Here is a 19,061-nt window from a genome sequence, read left to right as displayed (position 1 = left end):
CCGCAGCCGCCCCTGGGACGGAAAGCCGAGTTACGGATCCGGCCAGCGTCCCAGGAGATCGAGCTGCGCCTCGAGCAGCGCGGCAGCGCGCAGCAGCGGGGCATCCGCCCGCAGCGGTGCGACCAGCTGCACCGCGAGCGGCAGGCCGGCCTCATCGAATCCGGCGGGCAGGCTGATGGCGGGATGCCCGGTCAGGTTGAAGGGCATGGTCCAGGGAAACCAATTGGACCGCACGCCTTCATGGGTCACGCCGTCGATCTCGATCTCGCCCTGTGGATTGCGGGCGAAGGGATCGGCCTCGATCGGCAGGGCGGACCGCATCAGCGTCGGCGTCACCAGGAAATCCGCCCGGCCGAACAGGGCCTGGACCCGGCGGAACAGCGCGGCACGATCGAACATGGCCTGCTGGTATTCGACGCCGCTCACCTCCCGCACCGCGGCCAGCTGCTTCAGCAGAGAGGGGCACATCCGGTCCCCGTCCCGCTCGGCCATCGGGGCGAAGCGGGCCCGCCAAGTTGTGTGGTTGATGGCGCGCCAGATCGGCTCGACCTCCAGCTCCGCGCCGTCGAACTCCTCAAGCTTGGCGCCGAGCGATTCCAGATGGCCCAGCACGGTGCGGAAGGCGCGCTCCACCTCCACGGCCAGCGGGCGACCGGGCGGCGCGGCGCAGAACAGGACGCGCTTGCCGGACAGGTCACCCTCGGGCCGCGCCGCATCCAAATAGTCCGGCACGGGCACGCCGATCGACCAGGGATCGCTGTCATGCGGCCCGCCCATGGCCTGCAGCATCAGCGCGGTGTCGCCCACCGTGCGCGTCGTGGGCGTGACATAGGTGTAATTGCCGAAGGCATCCGGCACCTGGCTATGCGGGATGGCGCCGAGGCTCTGCTTGAGCCCTACCACCCCGTTGCAGGCAGCCGGGATGCGGGTGGATCCGCCGCCATCGGTCGCGACGGCGATTGGCCCGATCCCGGAGGCCACCGCCACCGCCGCGCCGCCGCTCGACCCGCCGCTGGTCGCGCCGGCGGACCAGGCATTGCGGGTGCGCCCGAACAGCGGCGCATCGGTCACGCATTTGGTCCCGAATTCCGGCGTGGTGGTCTTGCCGAAAATGATGGCGCGATGGCCCCGCAGCCGGGCCACGGCTGCGGCATCCTCGGCGGGCACATTCTCCGCCAGGAGGCGCGAGCCGAAGGTGGTCCGCATCCCCGCGGTGTTGACGATGTCCTTCACACTGCAGGGGATACCGTGCAGCAGGCCGAGTTCCTCACCGGCCATCACCGCCCGCTCCGCCTCCGCCGCCGCAGCCAGTGCCGGCTCCGGCGCGAGGGTGATGAAGCAGTTCAGCACCGGCTGCAGTTCCATCGCGCGGCGCAGCACCGCCCGGGTGAGTTCGACCGGCGAGACCTGCTTCTGCGCGATAAGCACCCGCAGAACCGTCGCCGGCAGGCGGCAGAGAGCCTCCGTCATATGCGCCTCACATTCCAATAGACAGGCACGCCATCCAGGATGCCGCTGACGTTGCGGCGATAGGCGGTGATGCTGCGCTGCTGGCCGAGTGGGATATAGGGCACGTCCTCGAAGGCCTGGCGCTGGATCGCCTCGCCCATGCGGGCCTGGGCGGCCGGATCGGCGGTGGCCAGCCATTCGGTCCGCAGCGCCTCGATCCGCGAGCTGTCCGGCCAGCCCGGCGCCGCCTGCGCGCCATTGCCGCGCAGGAAGGCGTGCACGGCCGGGTCGAGATGGTCGAGCCCGCTCCAGAAGGTGCCGAAGGCGCTCCAACCGCCCTGCCCTGGCGGCTCCTTCCGCACCCGGCGCTGCACCACCGTGCCCCAATCCATCACCTGGTAATCGACATTGAGGCCCAGGCGGCGGAACAGATCCGCGGCCACATCGCTGACCGCCTTCAGGATGGCGATATTGCTGCTGCCGAGCAGCACGACCGGCTCGCCGGCATAGCCAGCCTCCCGCAGCGCGCGGCGGCCGGCTTCGATATCGCCGGTCATCGCGTCCATCCCTGCCGTGCTGGCCAGGGGCGAGGCCGGGGCGAAGAAGCCGACCCCGTCGCGCCAATAGGCCCGGTCCGTGCCCGCCACGGCCGCCATGAAATCGGCCTGGGAGACGGCGCCCAGCACGGCGCGGCGGATCGCCGGCTTGTCGAAGGGCGGCGCCAGGTGGTTCAGGCGCAGCGTGCCGATCAGCCCCATGGGATCGGCCTCGCGCAGCTCGATGCCGCGGGCGCGGCGCAGGACCGGCAGGAGGTCGGCCTCCGGCCAGGCCCACCAATCCACTTCCCCGCTCTGCAAGGCGGCGGCGGCGGTGCCGGAATCGGGGATGACATGCATCTCCAGCCGGTCGATCTCCACGCGCTTCGGGCCGGAGGTCCATTCCGGCGTCCCGCCCTCGCGCGGCACATAGCCCTCGAAGCGGCTATAGGCGATGAAGGCGCCCGGCACCTGTTCACTGGCGAGGAAGCGGAACGGGCCGCTGCCCACCATCTCGTTCACGCGGGTGAAGGGATCGGTCCGCGCCAGCCGCTCCGGCATAATGACGCAGATATTCGGGCTGGCCTTGCCGAGCGCATAGGGCAGCATCGGGAAGGGCTGCCGCAGGCGGAAGCCGATCGTGGCGTCGTCCGGGGCGGAGAGTTCCTCCGTCGCCGCCATCAGGGTCTGGCCGAAGGCATCGCGCGCCGCCCATCGGCGGATGCTCGCCACGCAGTCCCGCGCCAGCACCGGTTCGTTGTCGTGGAAGCGGAGGCCCGGGCGCAGGCGCAGCGTCCAGAGGCGCCCTTCCTCCTCGGTCGTCGCGGAGGCCAGCATCTGCGGCTGCGGACGGAAGGCGGCATCCAGGCCGAAGAGCGTGTCGAAGACCAGATAGGCGTGGTCCCGCGTCTGGTAGGCGGTGGTCCAGAGGGGATCGAGGACGGGGAGATCCCCGCGCGGGATGACCTTCAGCACGCGCGGGGCCTGGGCCGCCGCCAGGCGCGGCGCCGCGAGAAGCCCGGCCGTCCCAAGCCCCAGCGCGCGTCGCGCGATGCCGCCACCCGTCATCCTCATGCCCTCCTTGTCGCCACGCCGGTCAGGCGACCTCGAACAGGCCCGCGGCGCCCTGGCCGCCGCCGATGCACATGGTCACCACCACATAGCGGCCGCCGCGGCGTTTGGCCTCGATCAGCCCATGGCCGGCCATGCGGGCGCCGCTCATGCCATAGGGGTGGCCGACGGCGATGGCGCCGCCATCGACATTCAGCCGCTCATCCGGGATGCCGAGCCGGTCGCGGCAATAGAGGACCTGGCAGGCAAAGGCCTCGTTCAGCTCCCAGAGGTCGATATCCTCGACCTTGAGGCCATGCTGCGCGAGCAGCTTCGGCACCGCGAAGACCGGGCCGATGCCCATCTCCGCCGGATCGCAGCCGGCGACCGCCATGCCGCGATAGATGCCCAAGGGGTGCAGGCCGCGGCGGGAAGCCTCGCCCTCCTCCATCAGCACCGCGGCCGAGGCGCCGTCCGAGAGCTGGCTCGCATTGCCGGCGGTAATGAACCGCCCCTGCTTCACCCGCTGTCCCTCCGCCAGCACCGGCTTCAGCCCGGACAGGCCCGCGAGGGTGGTATCCGCCCGGTTGCCCTCATCCTTGGTGAGCGTCACCGGCTTCTGGCTGACTTCGCCCGTTTCCTTGTTGGCGACGGCCATCACGCTCGGCAGGGGGACGATCTCGGCATCGAAGCGCCCGGCGGACTGGGCGGCGGCGGTGCGCTGCTGGGAGCGGAGCGCGTATTCGTCCTGCGCCTCGCGCGGGACGCCGTAGCGCTCCGCCACGATCTCTGCCGTCTCCAGCATGGACATGTAGAGCTGCGGCACATGCTCGGTCAGCCAGGGGTCGCGCGTGCGGTGCCGGTTCATCTTGTCGTTCTGCACCAGCGAGATGGACTCCAGCCCGCCGCCTACCGCCACCTGCATGCCATCGGCGATGATCTGCTTCGCCGCGGTGGCGATGGCCATGAGGCCGGAGGAGCATTGCCGGTCCACCGTCATTCCCGGCACGGTCTGCGGCAGCCCGGCCCGCAGCGCGCATTGCCGGGCGAGGTTGCTGCCCTGGCTGCCCTGCTGGAGGGCGGCGCCCATGACCACATCCTCGACCTCGGCCGGGTCGAGGCCGGCCCGCTTCACCGCCTCGGCGATGACATGGCCGCCCAGCCCCTGGGCCTGGGTGTCGTTGAAGGCGCCGCGATAGGCCCGGCCGATCGGCGTGCGGGCCGTGGAGACGAGGACGGCGGTACGCATTCTTGCTTCCTCCCAACTGGTCGAACTCAGGCGCCGAGGATCTTCCAGATCCCATCCGCATGGAGCACGGTCCGGTCGCCGATGGTGATCAGGCCCCGGACAAAAACGAGGGTCCGGGTGGTGCGCAGCACCTCCGCCCGACCCTCGACGAAATCACCCGGCCGGGCCGGCGAGACGAACTGCGTGCTGAGCTGCACCGTGGTGCAGGGCTTGCGGCCCCCGGCCTCCCAGACGGTCATGCCGAGCACGTCATCGGCGAAGCTCATCAGCATGCCGCCATGGACGACGCCGCCATTGTTCATGTGGCGTGGCTCGGCCGGGAAGCCGTAGCGGAAGCCGCCCTCCTCGCGCTTGTACCAGAAGGGTCCGATCAGGGCGGGGTAGCCCTCCGGCCGCAGGGATTTCCAGCCGGCGGCGGCGGGGTCGAAGGGGATCGGTGTGTCGCTCATGCGGGCAGCTTATCCCGCACCGCAGCAATCAGGAACTCGCGGTTCCCCTCGGGGCCGAGCAGCGGGCTCGGCTCGACGCCGAGCACCCGCCAGCCGGGCAGCGCGCCCCACCATTCCTCGATCTTGCGGCAGACGCTGCGATGGACGGCGGCATCCCGCACCACCCCGCCCTTGGCAATGGCCGGCCCCACCTCGAATTGCGGCTTGATCAGCGCGACGGCCCAGGCGCCCGGGGCGCAAAGCGAGAGCGGCTGCGGCAGCACCACCTGCAGGCCGATGAAGCTGGCATCGCAGACCAGCACCTCCGGCACGGCATCGAGCTGCCCGGCTTCGAGGTAGCGGGCATTCACCCGCTCCATCACCGTGACACGCGGGTCGTTGCGGAGGTTCCAGGCCAGCTGTCCATGCCCGACATCCACGGCGAAGACCCGCGCCGCGCCGTGATGCAGAAGCACATGGGTGAAGCCGCCGGTGGAGGCGCCGATATCGATTGCCACCTTGCCCTTGGGCGAGAGGCCGAAATGCCGGATCGCATGATCCAGCTTCACCCCGCCGCGCGAGACCCAGGGGTGGTCCTGCCCGCGCACTTCCAGGGGCGTGCCAGGAGGCAGCATCTGCCCCGCCTTCTCGATCCGCCGCTCCGCCGAGAAGACCTTGCCGGCGAGGATCAGCGCCTGGGCCCGGGTGCGGCTTTCGGCCAGCCCCCGGTCCACCAGCGCCTGGTCGGCCCGTTCCTTGGCGATGGCCGCCTCAGGCCCGGGCCGGCTGCGCGGCCGCGTTCGCGCCGAGGGCGGAGACCGCCATGGCGACGATCTGGGCCGCGTTCAGCCCCGCCTCGTCATACTGCTTCTTCGGATTCTCATGGTCGATGAAGCGGTCCGGCAGGCACATCGGCCGCACCTTCAGCCCATGATCCAGCATCCCGCGCAGCGCCAGGTGCTGCAGCACGAAGCTGCCGAAGCCGCCCACCGAGCCCTCCTCGATGGTGATCAGCACCTCATGCTCGCGCGCCAGCCGCTCCACCAGATCGGTGTCGAGCGGCTTGGCGAAGCGCGCATCGGCGACGGTGGTGGAGAGGCCACGCGCGCCGAGCTCCTCCGCCGCCTTCAGGCATTCGCGCAGCCGCGCGCCATAGGAAAGGATGGCGACGCTGGTGCCTTCCTTGAGGATACGCCCCTTGCCGATCTCGAGCGGCGTGCCCCGCTTCGGCAGTTCAAGGCCGAAACCCTCCCCGCGCGGATAGCGGAAGCCGCTCGGCCGGTCGTCGATGGCGGCCGCGGTGGCGACCATATGCATCAGCTCCAGCTCATCCGCCGCGGCCATCAGCACGATGCCCGGCAGGCAGCCGAGATAGGCGATGTCGAAGCTGCCGGCATGCGTCGCGCCATCGGCGCCGACCAGCCCGGCGCGGTCCATGGCGAAGCGGACAGGCAGCGATTGCAGCACCACGTCATGCACGACCTGGTCGTAGCCGCGCTGGAGGAAGGTCGAGTAGATGGCGCAGAAGGGCTTCATCCCCTCCGTCGCCATGCCGGCGGCGAAGGTCACCGCATGCTGCTCGGCGATGCCGACATCGAAGCTGCGCTTCGGGAAGCGCTTGGCGAAGGCATCGAGGCCGGTGCCGGCCGGCATCGCCGCATTGACGGCGACGATCCGGCTATCCGCCTCGGCCTCGGCGATCAGCGCGTTGGAGAAGACCTTGGTGTAGCTCGGCGGCCCCGGCGGCGGCTTCTGCTGCTCGCCGGTGACGACGTTGAACTTGACCACGCCATGATACTTGTCGGCACTCGCCTCGGCCGGCGCATAGCCCTTGCCCTTCTGCGTCACGACATGCAGCAGCACCGGCTCGCCGAGCTCGGTGTCGCGCAGGTTGCGCAACACGGGCAGCAGGTGGTCGAGGTCGTGCCCGTCGATCGGGCCGACATAGTAGAAGCCCAGCTCCTCGAACAGCGTGCCGCCGGTCAGCAACCCGCGCGCATATTCGTCCGCCCGCTTCGCGGCGCGCTCGATCGGCGCCGGGAAGCGCCGCGCCAGCTTCGCCATCATGTCGCGGATCGAGAGGAAGGGCCGCGAGGAGACGACCTTCGACAGATAGGCGCTCATCGCGCCGACGGGCGGCGCGATCGACATGTCGTTGTCGTTGAGGATGACGATGAGGCGCGACTTCTCCGCGCCCGCATTGTTCATCGCCTCATAGGCCATGCCGGCGCTCATCGCGCCGTCGCCGATCACGGCGACGACGTTGCGCGGATCGCCCTTCAGCTCGCTCGCCACCGCCATGCCGAGGCCGGCGGAGATGGAGGTCGAGGAATGCGCCGCGCCGAAGGGGTCGTATTCGCTCTCGCTGCGGCGGGTGAAGCCGGAGAGGCCGCCGCCCTGGCGCAGCGTACGAATTCGGTCACGCCGCCCGGTCAGGATCTTGTGGGGATAGGCTTGGTGGCCGACATCCCAGATCAGCCGGTCGCGCGGCGTCTCGAAGACGGCGTGAATGGCAACCGTCAGCTCGACCACGCCGAGCGAGGCGCCGAGATGCCCGCCGGTCTGGCTGACCGCATGGATCGTCTCGGCCCGGAGCTCGGAGGCGAGCTGCTTCAGCTGCTCCGAGGAGAGGTTGCGCAGATCGGCCGGGATCTTGACGCGGTCGAGGAGCGGGGTGGCGGAGGGGACGGACATTCAGCTCCTCCGCTCGATCACAAAATCAGCGAGCATGCGCAACAGGTCTGCCCTCTCTCCGAAACCGTCAAGGTGGGATTTCGCCTGGGCCACCAGCCGCTCGGCCTGGAGCCGAGCCCGTTCGAGGCCCAGCAGCGAGACGAGGGTCGCCTTGCCCGCCTCGGCATCCTTGCCGGTGCGCTTGCCCGTCTCCTCCGCCGTCGCGGTGGCGTCCAATAGATCATCCGCGATCTGGAAGGCGGCGCCGAGATCCCGGCCATAGCCGAGCAGCGCATGCCGCTGGGAAGCGGCGGCCTTGCCCAGGACCGCCCCCGCCTCGGCGGAGAATTCGATCAGCTTGCCGGTCTTCAGCGTCTGCAATCGGCCGATCGCGGCCTCATCGAGCGGCGCGCCGCCCTCCTCGGCCAGCATGTCCAGCATCTGCCCGCCGCACATGCCCCGGGCGCCGGCGGCATGGGCCAGGCAGCGGACCAACTCCACCCGGACCGCGGGGTCGGGATGGGTGTCCTCATGCGCCAGGGCCGTGAAGGCCTGGGTCTGCAGGGCATCGCCGGCGAGGATGGCGGTCGCCTCGTCGAAGGCCTTGTGGACGGTCGGCTTGCCGCGGCGGAGGTCGTCGTCATCCATCGCCGGCAGGTCGTCATGCACCAGGCTATAGGCGTGCAGCATCTCGATCGCGCCGGCGACGCGGAGCGCGGCATGGCGGGAGACGCCGAATTGCCGGGCGCCCTCCAGCACCAGGAAGCCGCGCAGCCGCTTGCCGCCGCCGATGGCCGCATAGCGCATGGCGGCATAGAGCCGGGCCTCGGGCCCCTGCTCGGGCGGGAGCAGGATATCCAGCGCCTGATCGATCTCCTCCGCCGCCAACGCCATGGCGCGGCGGAGGTCCAGGGTCTCGGTGATGGTGGTCATTCCAGATGGGGCCCTATTCCACGTCGCGGAGGGTGGGACCGCCGGGCGCATCGACGATCGCCTGCACCTTCGCCTCCGCCTCCGCCAGCTTCTGTTCGCAATGCCGGCGCAGCGCCGCACCGCGTTCGTAATCGGCGATGGCCTGGGCGAGCGTGCCCCGCCCGCCTTCCAGCGACTTCACGATCTCTTCCAGCTCCGCCAGCGCGTCCTCGAAGGACAGCGCGTTCAGGTCGTCCGCCGGCGGGGCTTGCCGCCGGGCGGGGGGCGGCTGGCTTGGCGCCTCTCCCATTCGGGTCTCCAAAGTCGATCCCCCAGCATACAGCCCTTAGGCTTCCGGCAATACCATCCGCGTGACAGGGCACCGATGACGTAATTTTCCGGGCAGGAACGGATCAGTCGCGGGGCAGGAAGAAGGGCGTCGGGCCCAGTTCCGGCTCGTCGAAGGCCTCCAGCCGGGCCCGCATTACCGGGAAATCCTCGCGGAAGAGATGGGCGGCGATCCGGTGCGCCAGCCGCTCCGCCCCCACCGAGGCGCCGGGAATGTCAGAGGCAATGGCGCCGATGCTGGCCGCGGCCGCATGGTTGAAGAGATGGATGCGGGAGAGGCCAGGGCAGGCGCCGGGCTCCCGCTCCTCCAGCTCGAACCCCTCGCCGAGCCAGGGGAAGCCGGCAAGCCCCTCATTCGCCTCCCCTTCCGGCGGGGTGAAGCGGTCTGCCCAGGTGGCGATGTGGGGGGCAAGGTCGGCCAGTTCCCGCATCCCCTCCAGCCGCACCGCGAAGCCGGTGCCGAGGATGAGGAAATCCACCGCCTCCTCGCGCCCCTCCTCGAAGCCGAGGGCGACCGCCCCCTCCGTGCGGCGGGCGGTGCGGAGGCGGCTGCCGAAATGGGTATGGAAGCCGGGCTGGCGCAGGGTCCGCAGCACCGTCTCATGCGGCGGCGGTGCCTTCACCTGGTCGAGATAGACCAGGAGGCTCCATTTCTCGGCCGGGGGCAGGCCGGCCCAGCCCTCGAAGAAGCCGGGATTAGCGGAGCCGCGGCCCTTGTTGATCTGCGGCAGGCTGGTGCGGCGGACATGCATGTCGACGCGCGCCACCCCGGCCTCCAGCGCCGTCGCGGCATTGTCCCAGGCGGATGCACCGGCGCCGATGACAGCGATGTGCCGGCCGCGCAGCCGGGCGAAGTCGATCGCCTCCCCGGTATGGGCGGCGAGGTCGGGCCAGAGGCCGGGATCGATCCCGGGCGGCAGAAAGGCACCGCCCGTCCCCGGGCGGCCGGTCGCCAGCACCACGCGACGGGCCTGGATCACCTCCCCGGTCGCAAGCGTGGCGGCGACCATCCCGGCTGTCGGCCGCAGCGCGGTGACGGCGGCGCCGTTGCGGACCGGCAGGCCCAGCATCCGCCGCACCCAGAGGATGTAGTCCTGCCATTCGGCATTGCGGATCTTGTAGAGGGCGGCCCAGGCGGCCTCGCCAAACCGGGCCTCGTACCAGGCGCGGAAGGTCAGGCTCGGGATGCCGAGGGCGATGCCGGGCAGGTGCTTCGGGCTGCGCAGCGTCTCCATCCGCGCATAGGTGACCCAGGGGCCTTCCTGCCCCTCGGGCGCCGCATCCAGCACCTGGAGGTTGCGGATGCCCTTCAGCAGCAGGGCGCCGGCGGCAACGACCCCATACATCCCGGCGCCGATGACCAGGACATCCAGCGCCGGCCGCCCATCCGGCCCGGCCACCGTCGCCGGCCAGTTGGCGGGCGGCAGGCCGAGCAATTCGAGGTCGCGGGCGACGCCGCGCTCATGCGCCGCGAGGCGCGCCGGATCGGGCTGGGGAAGGCTGTTCATTGCGCCGCAACATAAGCCCTGCGGCGCCGCGCGTCAGGGGGCCGGCTGGGCGTTGCCCGGCGCTGCCTGGCGGATGCGGTTGGTGACCATCCGGTCGTGCAGCTCCCGGATGGCGGTGGAGCCGGTCTTCTCGAAGGCGAAGGGCAACAGGGCATGGAGGAAGCAGGCGAGCGAGGCGGTGAACATCCGCCAGCCGAAGCCGGCGGCGGTCGCCATATGCTCCAGATAGGTCTCGTTGACCGAGGCGGGGTGGCGGGTGAAGGACCAGCGGGCCATGCGAATGCCTCCGGGATGGGGATGGCGACAAGCATGCGGCGCGCGGACCGGCAATGGATTGCAAATTCGGGCGCGGAATTGCCAGGATAGGGCATGGCATTCCAACTGGACGGCATAGACCGCATCATCCTTGCCCTGTTGCAGGAGGATGCGACCCTGCCGGTGGCCACCATTGCCGAACGGGCGGGCCTCTCCCCCTCCCCCTGCTGGCGCCGGATCCGACGTCTGGAGGAAGAAGGGATCATCCGCCGCCGGGTGGCGCTGCTGGATGCCGAGAAGCTGCGGGTCGGCGTGACGGTCTTCGTCAGCATCCGCACCAGCCGCCACAACACCGCCTGGGCCGAGGAATTCTGCCGCGCCGTCGCGGCCATCCCGGAGGTGGTGGAATTCCACCGCATGAGCGGGACGGTCGACTACCTGCTGCGCGTGGTGGTGCCGGACATTGCGGCCTATGACGCGATCTACAAGCGGCTGATCGCCATTGGGGAACTGCTGGATGTCAGCTCCAGCTTCTCGATGGAGCGGATCAAATACACCACGGCGCTGCCGACGGGGTATGCGGGTTAGGCGCCATACCGTTCACTGAGCGGGTTGCGCCCGCAGCGACCAGCAGCTGTTGAACGCCCTCATGTAGGTTTTTCCTGCAGGGCAAGGATTGACGAAGTAGCGTTCCTCTGGAGGCACCAAGTCCGCGCATCCCAGCAGCGCCAGCGCAAGAGCCAGCGCGGCAAATGTTGCTTTCACAAGCTTTGCTCCATTTGAGCATGTGGTTCAGGTTGAGGAGGAAGATGCTCAGAAATTGGCCTGCGCCACAAACACGATACCCGGGCATTCTCCGCAGCGGCTCTGCCGCGCCTCATTGTCGGCGGCGACCAATATCCGCGGCATGAGCCTGCCGCCCCCTGACCAGATCCCGCCGCGAAGCCGAAGATCACGCCCGAAGAGCACCGCTGACCGGTTGAAGACCACCCGGTTGCGGATGGCTGGCCGCGAATTGGATAAGCGAGGCATCACGACACCCACCCCTATCGGAACGGCCCTGGGGATGCCACGGCCCGGATGCCACCCGAGACCGAAGCTCTCGGGAAGTTCAAACCAAGACTGCATACAACAGCTTGCAAGCAGTCATTCGAAAAAGCCTAATTTCTACGGTCGCCGGAAGTTACTCTTGCGGTGGCGAATTCACTTCGTCGCTGGGAGGAAACAAATGGCAATAATAGCCAACGCGATCCGCACTAATCTCATCACCCCTAGCTTGGACTTGTCTAGAGGTGCGAGCGGCTTCGCGACAAACAGCGATGCATTTTCCTTTCGCAGTCAGGAAAACGACCAGATTCAAGCTGGGACCGGCGGTAACGGTGGTGCGGGCGGCAACGGCGGTAACGGTGGTGCAGGCGGCAACGGCGGTAATGGCGGTAATGGTGGTGATGGTGGTGCAGGCGGCAACGGCGGTGTAGGCGGCAACGGTGGTGATGGTGGTGCAGGCGGCAACGGCGGTCCGAACGGCGCACCTGGGTCGCCTGGCGCACCTGGATCACCCGGTATGTCAGTCACCGACAGTGCCGACAGGAGCCCAAGCCTAATCTCTGATTCGTATTTCTACACGGCGCGGAGCGCAGATGGCGCCGCGGAGATAAAGCCACTACTCAATTATGATTTCTTCAGCTGGCATGAGGACCGCAACCCCGATTCTTTCTTCGGCGAGACTTACTATTCTTCTCACACCTCTGATCTTGCGGCGACTGATGTGAACTCAATCGCCTATTACCTTGTCCATGGTGTCGCTGACTATCAAATCGTCTGACTTAGTGGGATCTGTCGTCAGCTTCGAGTAATACCAACCGGGATAAAGCTGCTCCTCCCTGACGGGAACCTAACCGATTAGGTAAGCAATATGGGTGATCGGCTGCGGGGCGCGTGGGCGCAGCGGGTAGCTGCTCATCTTCCGCTTGACCCCACGGGCACCTGCCGGCCGCGACCACTCACCGTGCGCTCCTCCAGGATCTCCTCCGGCAGCGTCCTATGCAGGGCACGCCTGGCCCGAGGGGAAAAGCGCCGCGAAGTGCTGGATCTTGCGGCGGACGACGTGCACGGCATTTGAGCTCGATCTTCCAGCGTTCGTGGTACAGCGCGGCCAGCTCCGCCGCTGGCGCACGCTGCGGGTCGAGGATGCTGGTCACCACGCGATAGAGCGGCTCAGCATCGGGGCTGCCCTCTAGCCGGTACTCCACCACGCGCAACGGCAGGCCACTGGTGCGGTGCCGGCGTTCGGCCTCACTCGGGTAGACCATGGTCAGGTAGGAGCCGTCCGGCAGCACCTGCTGGCGCGGCAGCCGCAGGTTGCTCTCGACGCGGCCACGTCCAGGCAGGCGCCAGGCAGGTGCCGTCCAGGCTGACCAACCGCCAGCCGCGGTACTTGGCGCGGGTGGCCATCGGCTGCACCAGCCCCTCGTGGAGCCGCTGCAGCGGCACCTCCTCGAGCCGGCTGTGCGCCTGCGACATGCCGCTCATGCCAGCAACCCGCACCGCCTTGGCGCCCCAGAGCCAGCGCAGGCCTTCCAACAGGCAGCGCAGCACCTCGCGCGTGCTCAAACCCATGTAAAGGGCCATCGCAATGGCATGGTAGACCATCACCGGCGCCGGCAGATGCGCTCGCTCGCCTGGCCGGCCTCGGCCAACACCTCGCCTACCTGCGCCAACGGCACAGCCCGGGCGATCACGCCGAGGCTGATGTGGTCACTCAGACGAACCCCGGCCAGCCAGCAGCAATACCGGCCATGGCTGCCGATCCTGTGTCACCGAGGGGGCACGACCTAAGCGCATTGCCCTTCGAAATGAACAGCATTGGGGATAGGCGGCATGGGAACTGGCGGACAGGGTGGGATTCGAACCCACGATACGCTTTTGACGTATACGCACTTTCCAGGCGCGCGCCTTCGACCGCTCGGCCACCTGTCCTCAGGGCGCGGGACCATAATCAGGCCGCTCGCCCTGGGCAACCCGCTAAGTGTCGGCCTCGGCGTATGGATTGGTCGTGCCGCGCAGCTGCAGCCGGATCGGCACGCCGGGCATGGCGAAGGCCTCGCGGAAGCCATTCACCAGGTAGCGGCGATAGTCCTCCGGCAGCTGCTCCGCCCGCGTGCCGAAGACCACCACCGTCGGCGGCCGGGCCTTCGGCATAGTGGCGTAGCGCAGCTTGATCCGCCGTCCCTCGGCCAGCGGCGGCGGGTGGCGTGTCAGCATCGCCTCGAACCAGCGGTTCAGCTCGCCGGTCGGGATGCGGCGGTTCCAATGCGCATAGGCCTCGCGCACCGCCGGCATCAGCTTCTCGACGCCGCGGCCGGTCTGGGCCGAGAGCGGCACCACGGGGATGCCGCGCAACTGGGCGAGGCTCGCGGTCAGCACGTCATTCAGGTGGCGAAGGGTGCCGGGCCGGTCCTCCACCGCATCCCATTTGTTGAGCGCGATGACGACCGCCCGGCCCTCCCGCTCGGCCAGGCGGGCGAGGCGAAGCTCCTGCTCCTCCATCCCCAGCAGCGCATCCAGCACCAGCACCGCCACCTCGCATTCCTTCAGCGCGGCGATGGAAGCGGCGGCCGACATTTTTTCCAGCGCCTTCTCGATCCGGGCCTTCTTGCGCAGGCCGGCGGTATCGACCAGCCGCACCAGGGCACCCGTCTCGTCCCGCCACTGGACGGCGACGGAATCGCGGGTCAGGCCGGGCTCCGGGCCGGTGATCATCCGCTCCTCGCCCAGCAGGGCGTTCAGCAGGGTCGATTTGCCGGCATTGGGGCGGCCGATGATGGCCAGGCGCAGCGGCCGGTCGGCATCCTCCTCCTCGGCCTCGGGGCGCTCCGGCAGGTGCTCGCGGATGGCATCATGCAGCTCCCCCATGCCGTCGCCATGCTCGGCCGAGACCGCCACCGGGTCGCCGAGGCCGAGCTCATAGGCCTCGAAGGCGGCCTGGCCGCCGAAGCGGCCCTCGGTCTTGTTGGCGACGAGGACGACCGGCACGTGCTGGCGGCGCAGCCAGGTGGCGAAGGCGCGGTCGGCCGGGGTCAGGCCGGTCCGGGCATCGATGACGAAGATGGCGAGGTCCGCCTCGCGCAGCGCCGCCTCGGAGCTGGCGCGCATGCGGCCCTGGATGGTCTCCGGCGCCGCCTCCTCGAGGCCGGCGGTGTCCAGCAGGCGGACATCGCGGCCGGCGATGCGTGCCTCGGCTTCCTTGCGGTCGCGGGTCACGCCGGGCGTGTCGTCCACGATCGCGATCTTCCGGCCGACCAGCCGGTTGAACAGGGTCGATTTGCCGACATTGGGTCGGCCGAGAATGACGAGCGTCGGGAGCATGGCTGCTCCCTAACGCATAAGCCGGCCCGTGTCGCTAACCGGCGCCCTGGATCGCGGCGACTACTGCATCCTCGGTCAGCACATACATGACCCCGCCGGCGACGGCCGGTTGCTGCAGCACGCCATCCGGCAGGCGGACGCGGCCGGCGATCTCGCCGGTGGCGGGGTCCACCTCGGCCAGTTGGGCATGGCTGCCGGCCACCAGCAGCCGCCCGCCAGCCAGGACCGGCGCCGCCCAGTTGATCGGGTCGCGCCGCCTCCGCTCGTCCCGATAGCGGCCAAGCTGGGTGATCCAGCGCACCCGGCCATCATCCCGGCCGATGCAGGCGAGATCCGCCCCGGTGGTCAGCAGGAAGACCCAGTCGCCCGCGACCCAGGGCGTCTCCGCCGCCGCCACGTCCCTCTCCCACAGCCGGCGGCCGGAGCGCAGGTCGATGGCGATGGTGATCCCGCCGAGGCCGCTGGCAAAGACCCGGCCGCGATCGATTACCGGCAGGGCGGTGATGGCGGCGATATCGGCCATGCCGCCGCCGCGGGAGGAGGTGAGGGTCTCGCTCCAGAGGGCGCGGCCATCGCCGGCACGGATCGCCGCCAGCTCGCCCGAGGCGAAGCCGGCAACCACGATCTCGCCCTCCACCGCCGGCGCCGGCAGGCCGAGCGCCATGGTGACGGTCGGCTGCCCCCGATAGGTCCAGAGCCGCCGCCCATCCTCGACCGAGAGGGCCAGCAGGTGGTTCTCGGTGGTGGTGACATAGACCCGCCCATCCGCCACCGTGATGCCGCCGCGCGCCGGGGCGGCGATATCGACCCGCCAGCGCGGCTCGCCGGTCGCGGCGTCCAGCGCCATCGCCTCGGCGAGGCCTGTGGCGAGGTAGAGCGTGCCGCTGGCGAAGGCGATGCCGCCGCCGAGGGCGCCGTCGCGGTCCTTCTCCTTGCGGCTGTCGAAGGCCCAGCGGCGGCGGCCATCGGCGATGGACAGCGCCGAGACCTGGCCGAGCGCATCGACCGCGAAGACCATGTCGCCGGCGACGAGCGGCGGGGCGATCAGCCGCCTCCGATAGGCCGCGCCGGTGCCGACCGAGCCGCGCCAGGCCTCGCCGAGGCGGAGGCCGAGGGCGGGATGGCCCGGCGCATGGTTGACCGTCCCGCCCGGCTGCGGCCAGTCCGGGTTCAGCACCGGCGGCGGCAGGGTGACCGGGCGCTGGTTGCCTTCATCCACCTCCAGCGGCCGGTCGGCGGCGAGCACCGGCAGGCGTTCGCCCCGCAGCGGCACCTTCCGCTCGCCGAACAGGTTGTCGAAGGTGTCGGTGATGGTCTCGCAGCCGGCCAGCAGGCCGGCACTGCCGAGCAGGGCGGCGCGCCGCCCGATCCCTCCGCGCCGCATCAGCTGCCGATCTCCGCGAGCAACCGGCCGGCGCGGTCGCGCAGGCCCTGCGGGATGGCGGGGTCGGTGGTGAGCGGGGTGAGCAGGGTCTTGGCCTCCTCGGTGGCGCCGCGCTTCAGGGCGGCGAGGGCCCGCACCTCCTGCACCGAAGCGCGCCAGGGGCCGGAGGCGAGCGGGGCAAGGCGGGATTCGATGGCGGAGGGGTCGCCGGCATCGAGCGAATGCAGGCCCCACATCAGCGTGGCGAGGTCCCGGTAGAGCGGTTCGATGGAGCCATCCCGGGCGATCTCCTCCCATAGGGCCAGGGCGCCGTCACGGTCGCCGGACTCGGCCTTCAGCGCCGCGGCACGCAGCCGGGCGAGGCTGCGGTAGCCCGGCGGCGCCTCGGCGGCAATGGCGGCGAACCGATCCGCCGCCGCCTTGGCATCGGCGCCCGGCGCGGCGGCCTCCGTGCTGACGGCCAGGAAGCTGCCGGCGGCCTGCGTCGCCTGGCGGGATTCCCACCAGCGCCAGCCCTGCCAGGCACCGACAGCGGCGACCACCAGCAGCATCAGCCCGGTGAGCAGCCCGCCATAGCGGGCCAGCAGGCGTCGCATGCGCTCGGCGCGGAGGTCTTCCTCCACCTCGTCGAAGATGTCGGCCACGCGGTCCTTCCCTGGGCAGGGGCCGGTGCATAGCAGCCCGTTGGCGGGGCGTTAAGCCCGGGCGGGCTAGGCCGGTGGACGATGCGCCGCACCCTGCCCTTCCTGCTGCTGCTCCTGCCGGGCTGTGAGGGCCTCGGGATCGGCGCCGCCGTGACCGCCGGCTCGGTCGCCGTGATCGGGCGGACGCCGGTGGATGCGGTGGTCTCGGTGGTGGCGGGGCGGGACTGTTCGGTGGTGCGGCTCGACCGCGGGGAGGGTTATTGCCGGCCGGAGGAGGCGCCCCCTGCCCCGCCGCCCTTCTGCACGCGGAGCCTCGGCAAGGTGGATTGCTGGACGGCGCCGCTGCCGGGGCGGCGCGGCGTCGCCGACGGGCCGGCGGCGCTGAGCCCGGCGCAGGAGGCACACCGGACCCGGCGCTGGCCGGGGCTGTGGTAGAGGCTAGACCGCTTTCACCTGTGCGCAGCGCAGGTGAAAGCGGTCCAGCTTGTTGTTTGGTTGCATTTTCCGAGTCGTCCGGCGACACGCCGGACTTGAAAATGCTCTAGCCGCGGGCTTCGGCGAAGCGCACGCCCGTGCCACGCGGGCTGCCAATCACCTCATCCTCGCGCATCGCCAACGCGCCGCGCAGGATGGTCATCACCGGCCAGCCGGTGCAGCGATGGCCGGCGAAGGGCGTCCAGCCGCAGGGGGAGACGATCCAGCTCTCCTCGATGGTGCGCTGCCGCTTCATGTCCACCAGGGTGAAATCGGCATCGTAGCCGGCGGCCAGCCGCCCCTTACCGGTTACGCCATAGACCCGCGCCGGCCCGGCGCACATCAGGTCCACCAGCCGCGAGAGGCTGAGCCGGCCGGCGCTGACATGGTCGAGCATCAGCGGCACGATGGTCTGCACGCCGGTCAGGCCCGCCGCGCCATCCGGCCAGGGGCGTTCCTTGGCGGCGCGGCTATGCGGGGCGTGGTCTGAGCCGACGACATCCACCGTGCCATCGGCAACGGCAGCCCAGGCGGCGCGCATGTGGCGCTCGTCGCGGATGGGCGGGTTCATCACCGCATAGCCGCCGAGCCGGTCATAGGCCTCGTCGGTCTGGGTGAGGTGGTTCAGCAGGACCTCGACCGTCGAGACGTCACGGTAATCCTTCAGCAGATCGAGCTCCTCCGCGGTCGAGACGTGGAGGATATGCGCGGGGCGGCCGGTCTTGCGGGCAAGGGTCATCAGGCGCTGCGTGCCGATGAGGGCGCAGTCCACGTCGCGCCAGACCATGTGGTTGCGATGCGGCATGCCGCTGTGGAACAGGGGCTTCCGCTCCTGCAGGCGATACTCGTCCTCCGAATGGTAGCAGATGCGGCGCCGGCCATTGCGCATCACCGCCTCCAGCGAGGCGTCGTCCTCCACCAGGAGATCGCCGGTGCTGCTGCCGGCGAAGACCTTCACGGCGCAGACATTCGGCTGGAGTTCGAGCGAGGCGAGCTCGGCGATGTTCTTCTTGGAGGCGCCGACATAGAGGCCGACATCGACCCAGGCCCGGCCCTCGAGATAGCCGCGCTTCCAGTCCAGCCGCTCCTTGTCCGTAATAGAGGGAGCGGTGTTCGGCATGTCGAAGACCGCGGCGAGGCCGCCGAGCAGCGCGGCGCGGGTGCCGCTCTCCAGCGTCTCCACCGCCGGGTCGCCGGGGTCGCGGAGATGCACATGGGCGTCGATCAGGCCAGGCAGGACATGCAGGCCCGTGCAGTCGATGGTCTCGGCGGCATCGGCGGTGCGCAGGTCGCCCATGGCGGCGATGCGGCCGGCGCGGACGCCGATATCGGTCGTTTCCTGGCCCCAGGGCAGCACGCAGGTGCCGCCGCGCAGCACGAGATCGAAGGCGGGCATCGGCGTTTCTCCTCGCGGCGGTTCGGAGGGGGGTTATCCCGCGATGGACGGGAGGGGGAAAGGGGTCTGGCGCCGATCCTGTCCCCGCCCACCCAGGGGAACCCGCCCCGCCCGCGCGGCGTCTGGCGCCAGGGCCGGAGCGCAGCAGGCGCCTCCCGCCCAGGGGAGACACCAGACCATGACCACGCAGAAAAAGGCCGATGAGCGTGCCGCCAATCTCGGCTCCGGCCAGGGCAGCGGTCCGGGCAATGCCGGCGGAACCGCAGCGGGGCCGGGCAGCTCCTCTGCCTCCCGCGCCGAGGAGGCGGGCAACCAGCGCGACATCAAGGGCACCGGCAGCGACAAGACGGCGCATAACCGCCCCGGCCACAAGACCTGAGCGGGGGC

19 protein-coding genes and 1 tRNA gene are annotated in these 19,061 nt (G+C 70.0%); 4 read left to right on the top strand and 16 right to left on the bottom strand.

Annotated features, from left to right (window positions below; all coding sequences use genetic code 11):
• Window positions 1–30 precede the first annotated feature (30 nt).
• The 10 genes from JMJ55_RS05360 to JMJ55_RS05315 all read right to left on the bottom strand — a co-directional run bounded on the left by JMJ55_RS05360 (window position 31) and on the right by JMJ55_RS05315 (window position 10,429).
• Complete coding sequence (locus tag JMJ55_RS05360; RefSeq protein ID WP_202824484.1) at window positions 31–1,470, bottom strand: amidase; 1,440 nt, start codon at window positions 1,468–1,470, stop codon at window positions 31–33.
• On the bottom strand, window positions 1,467–3,059 hold the full coding sequence (locus JMJ55_RS05355; protein WP_236033441.1) for an ABC transporter substrate-binding protein: 1,593 nt from the start codon (window positions 3,057–3,059) through the stop codon (window positions 1,467–1,469). The genes JMJ55_RS05360 and JMJ55_RS05355 overlap by 4 nt, the downstream gene beginning before the upstream one ends.
• 22 nt (window positions 3,060–3,081) lie before the next feature.
• On the bottom strand, window positions 3,082–4,284 hold the full coding sequence (locus JMJ55_RS05350; protein WP_202824483.1) for an acetyl-CoA C-acyltransferase: 1,203 nt from the start codon (window positions 4,282–4,284) through the stop codon (window positions 3,082–3,084).
• Window positions 4,285–4,310: 26 nt separating this feature from the next.
• A complete protein-coding gene (locus tag JMJ55_RS05345) occupies window positions 4,311–4,733 on the bottom strand; it encodes a PaaI family thioesterase (RefSeq protein ID WP_202824482.1) in 423 nt (140 codons plus the stop codon).
• A complete protein-coding gene (locus JMJ55_RS05340) occupies window positions 4,730–5,476 on the bottom strand; it encodes a TlyA family RNA methyltransferase (protein ID WP_202824999.1) in 747 nt (248 codons plus the stop codon). The genes JMJ55_RS05345 and JMJ55_RS05340 overlap by 4 nt, the downstream gene beginning before the upstream one ends.
• Window positions 5,477–5,483: 7 nt before the next feature.
• On the bottom strand, window positions 5,484–7,406 hold the full coding sequence (gene dxs, locus JMJ55_RS05335; RefSeq protein ID WP_202824481.1) for a 1-deoxy-D-xylulose-5-phosphate synthase: 1,923 nt from the start codon (window positions 7,404–7,406) through the stop codon (window positions 5,484–5,486).
• Window positions 7,407–8,318, bottom strand: coding sequence for a polyprenyl synthetase family protein (locus tag JMJ55_RS05330; RefSeq protein WP_236033440.1), 912 nt, complete (start codon window positions 8,316–8,318; stop codon window positions 7,407–7,409). It abuts the gene before it with no gap.
• 13 nt (window positions 8,319–8,331) lie between these two features.
• Window positions 8,332–8,607, bottom strand: a complete 276-nt coding sequence (locus JMJ55_RS05325; RefSeq protein ID WP_202824480.1) for an exodeoxyribonuclease VII small subunit — start codon at window positions 8,605–8,607, stop codon at window positions 8,332–8,334.
• A gap of 103 nt (window positions 8,608–8,710) precedes the next feature.
• On the bottom strand, window positions 8,711–10,153 hold the full coding sequence (locus JMJ55_RS05320; RefSeq protein WP_202824479.1) for an NAD(P)-binding domain-containing protein: 1,443 nt from the start codon (window positions 10,151–10,153) through the stop codon (window positions 8,711–8,713).
• Window positions 10,154–10,186: 33 nt separating this feature from the next.
• Window positions 10,187–10,429: a DUF6356 family protein gene (locus tag JMJ55_RS05315; RefSeq protein ID WP_202824478.1), complete on the bottom strand. Its 243-nt coding sequence runs from the start codon at window positions 10,427–10,429 to the stop codon at window positions 10,187–10,189.
• Between the two features lie 93 nt (window positions 10,430–10,522).
• Here JMJ55_RS05315 and JMJ55_RS05310 point away from each other — a divergent pair, with 93 nt between their 5' ends.
• Window positions 10,523–10,996, top strand: coding sequence for an Lrp/AsnC family transcriptional regulator (locus JMJ55_RS05310; RefSeq protein WP_202824477.1), 474 nt, complete (start codon window positions 10,523–10,525; stop codon window positions 10,994–10,996).
• 640 nt (window positions 10,997–11,636) lie between these two features.
• A complete protein-coding gene (locus JMJ55_RS05305) occupies window positions 11,637–12,233 on the top strand; it encodes a hypothetical protein (protein WP_202824476.1) in 597 nt (198 codons plus the stop codon).
• A gap of 470 nt (window positions 12,234–12,703) precedes the next feature.
• Here JMJ55_RS05305 and JMJ55_RS05300 read toward each other — a convergent pair whose 3' ends face one another.
• From JMJ55_RS05300 to JMJ55_RS05280, 5 genes are all read right to left on the bottom strand, one after another.
• Window positions 12,704–13,075 (bottom strand): transposase domain-containing protein, encoded by a 372-nt coding sequence (locus JMJ55_RS05300; protein WP_268885261.1) that lies wholly within the window; start codon window positions 13,073–13,075, stop codon window positions 12,704–12,706.
• Between the two features lie 221 nt (window positions 13,076–13,296).
• A tRNA-Ser gene (locus JMJ55_RS05295) sits at window positions 13,297–13,387 on the bottom strand.
• Between the two features lie 45 nt (window positions 13,388–13,432).
• A complete protein-coding gene (gene der / locus JMJ55_RS05290; RefSeq protein WP_202824474.1) occupies window positions 13,433–14,776 on the bottom strand; it encodes a ribosome biogenesis GTPase Der in 1,344 nt (447 codons plus the stop codon).
• Window positions 14,777–14,810: 34 nt separating this feature from the next.
• The gene (locus JMJ55_RS05285; protein WP_202824473.1) at window positions 14,811–16,160 is read right to left on the bottom strand and encodes an outer membrane protein assembly factor BamB family protein; all 1,350 of its coding nucleotides are present in this window, start codon (window positions 16,158–16,160) and stop codon (window positions 14,811–14,813) included.
• Window positions 16,160–16,804 (bottom strand): tetratricopeptide repeat protein, encoded by a 645-nt coding sequence (locus JMJ55_RS05280; protein ID WP_202824472.1) that lies wholly within the window; start codon window positions 16,802–16,804, stop codon window positions 16,160–16,162. The genes JMJ55_RS05285 and JMJ55_RS05280 overlap by 1 nt, the downstream gene beginning before the upstream one ends.
• Before the next feature lie 81 nt (window positions 16,805–16,885).
• Here JMJ55_RS05280 and JMJ55_RS05275 point away from each other — a divergent pair, with 81 nt between their 5' ends.
• On the top strand, window positions 16,886–17,239 hold the full coding sequence (locus tag JMJ55_RS05275) for a hypothetical protein (protein ID WP_202824471.1): 354 nt from the start codon (window positions 16,886–16,888) through the stop codon (window positions 17,237–17,239).
• A 106-nt stretch (window positions 17,240–17,345) separates the two neighbouring features.
• Here JMJ55_RS05275 and JMJ55_RS05270 read toward each other — a convergent pair whose 3' ends face one another.
• Window positions 17,346–18,674 (bottom strand): dihydroorotase, encoded by a 1,329-nt coding sequence (locus JMJ55_RS05270; RefSeq protein ID WP_202824470.1) that lies wholly within the window; start codon window positions 18,672–18,674, stop codon window positions 17,346–17,348.
• A 178-nt stretch (window positions 18,675–18,852) separates the two neighbouring features.
• Here JMJ55_RS05270 and JMJ55_RS05265 point away from each other — a divergent pair, with 178 nt between their 5' ends.
• Window positions 18,853–19,053: a hypothetical protein gene (locus JMJ55_RS05265; RefSeq protein ID WP_202824469.1), complete on the top strand. Its 201-nt coding sequence runs from the start codon at window positions 18,853–18,855 to the stop codon at window positions 19,051–19,053.
• Window positions 19,054–19,061: the final 8 nt, after the last annotated feature.

It is taken from the genome of Belnapia mucosa (assembly GCF_016775475.1).
GTDB classification, from domain to species: domain Bacteria; phylum Pseudomonadota; class Alphaproteobacteria; order Acetobacterales; family Acetobacteraceae; genus Belnapia; species Belnapia mucosa.
This window is presented reverse-complemented; position numbering and strand designations above follow the sequence as displayed.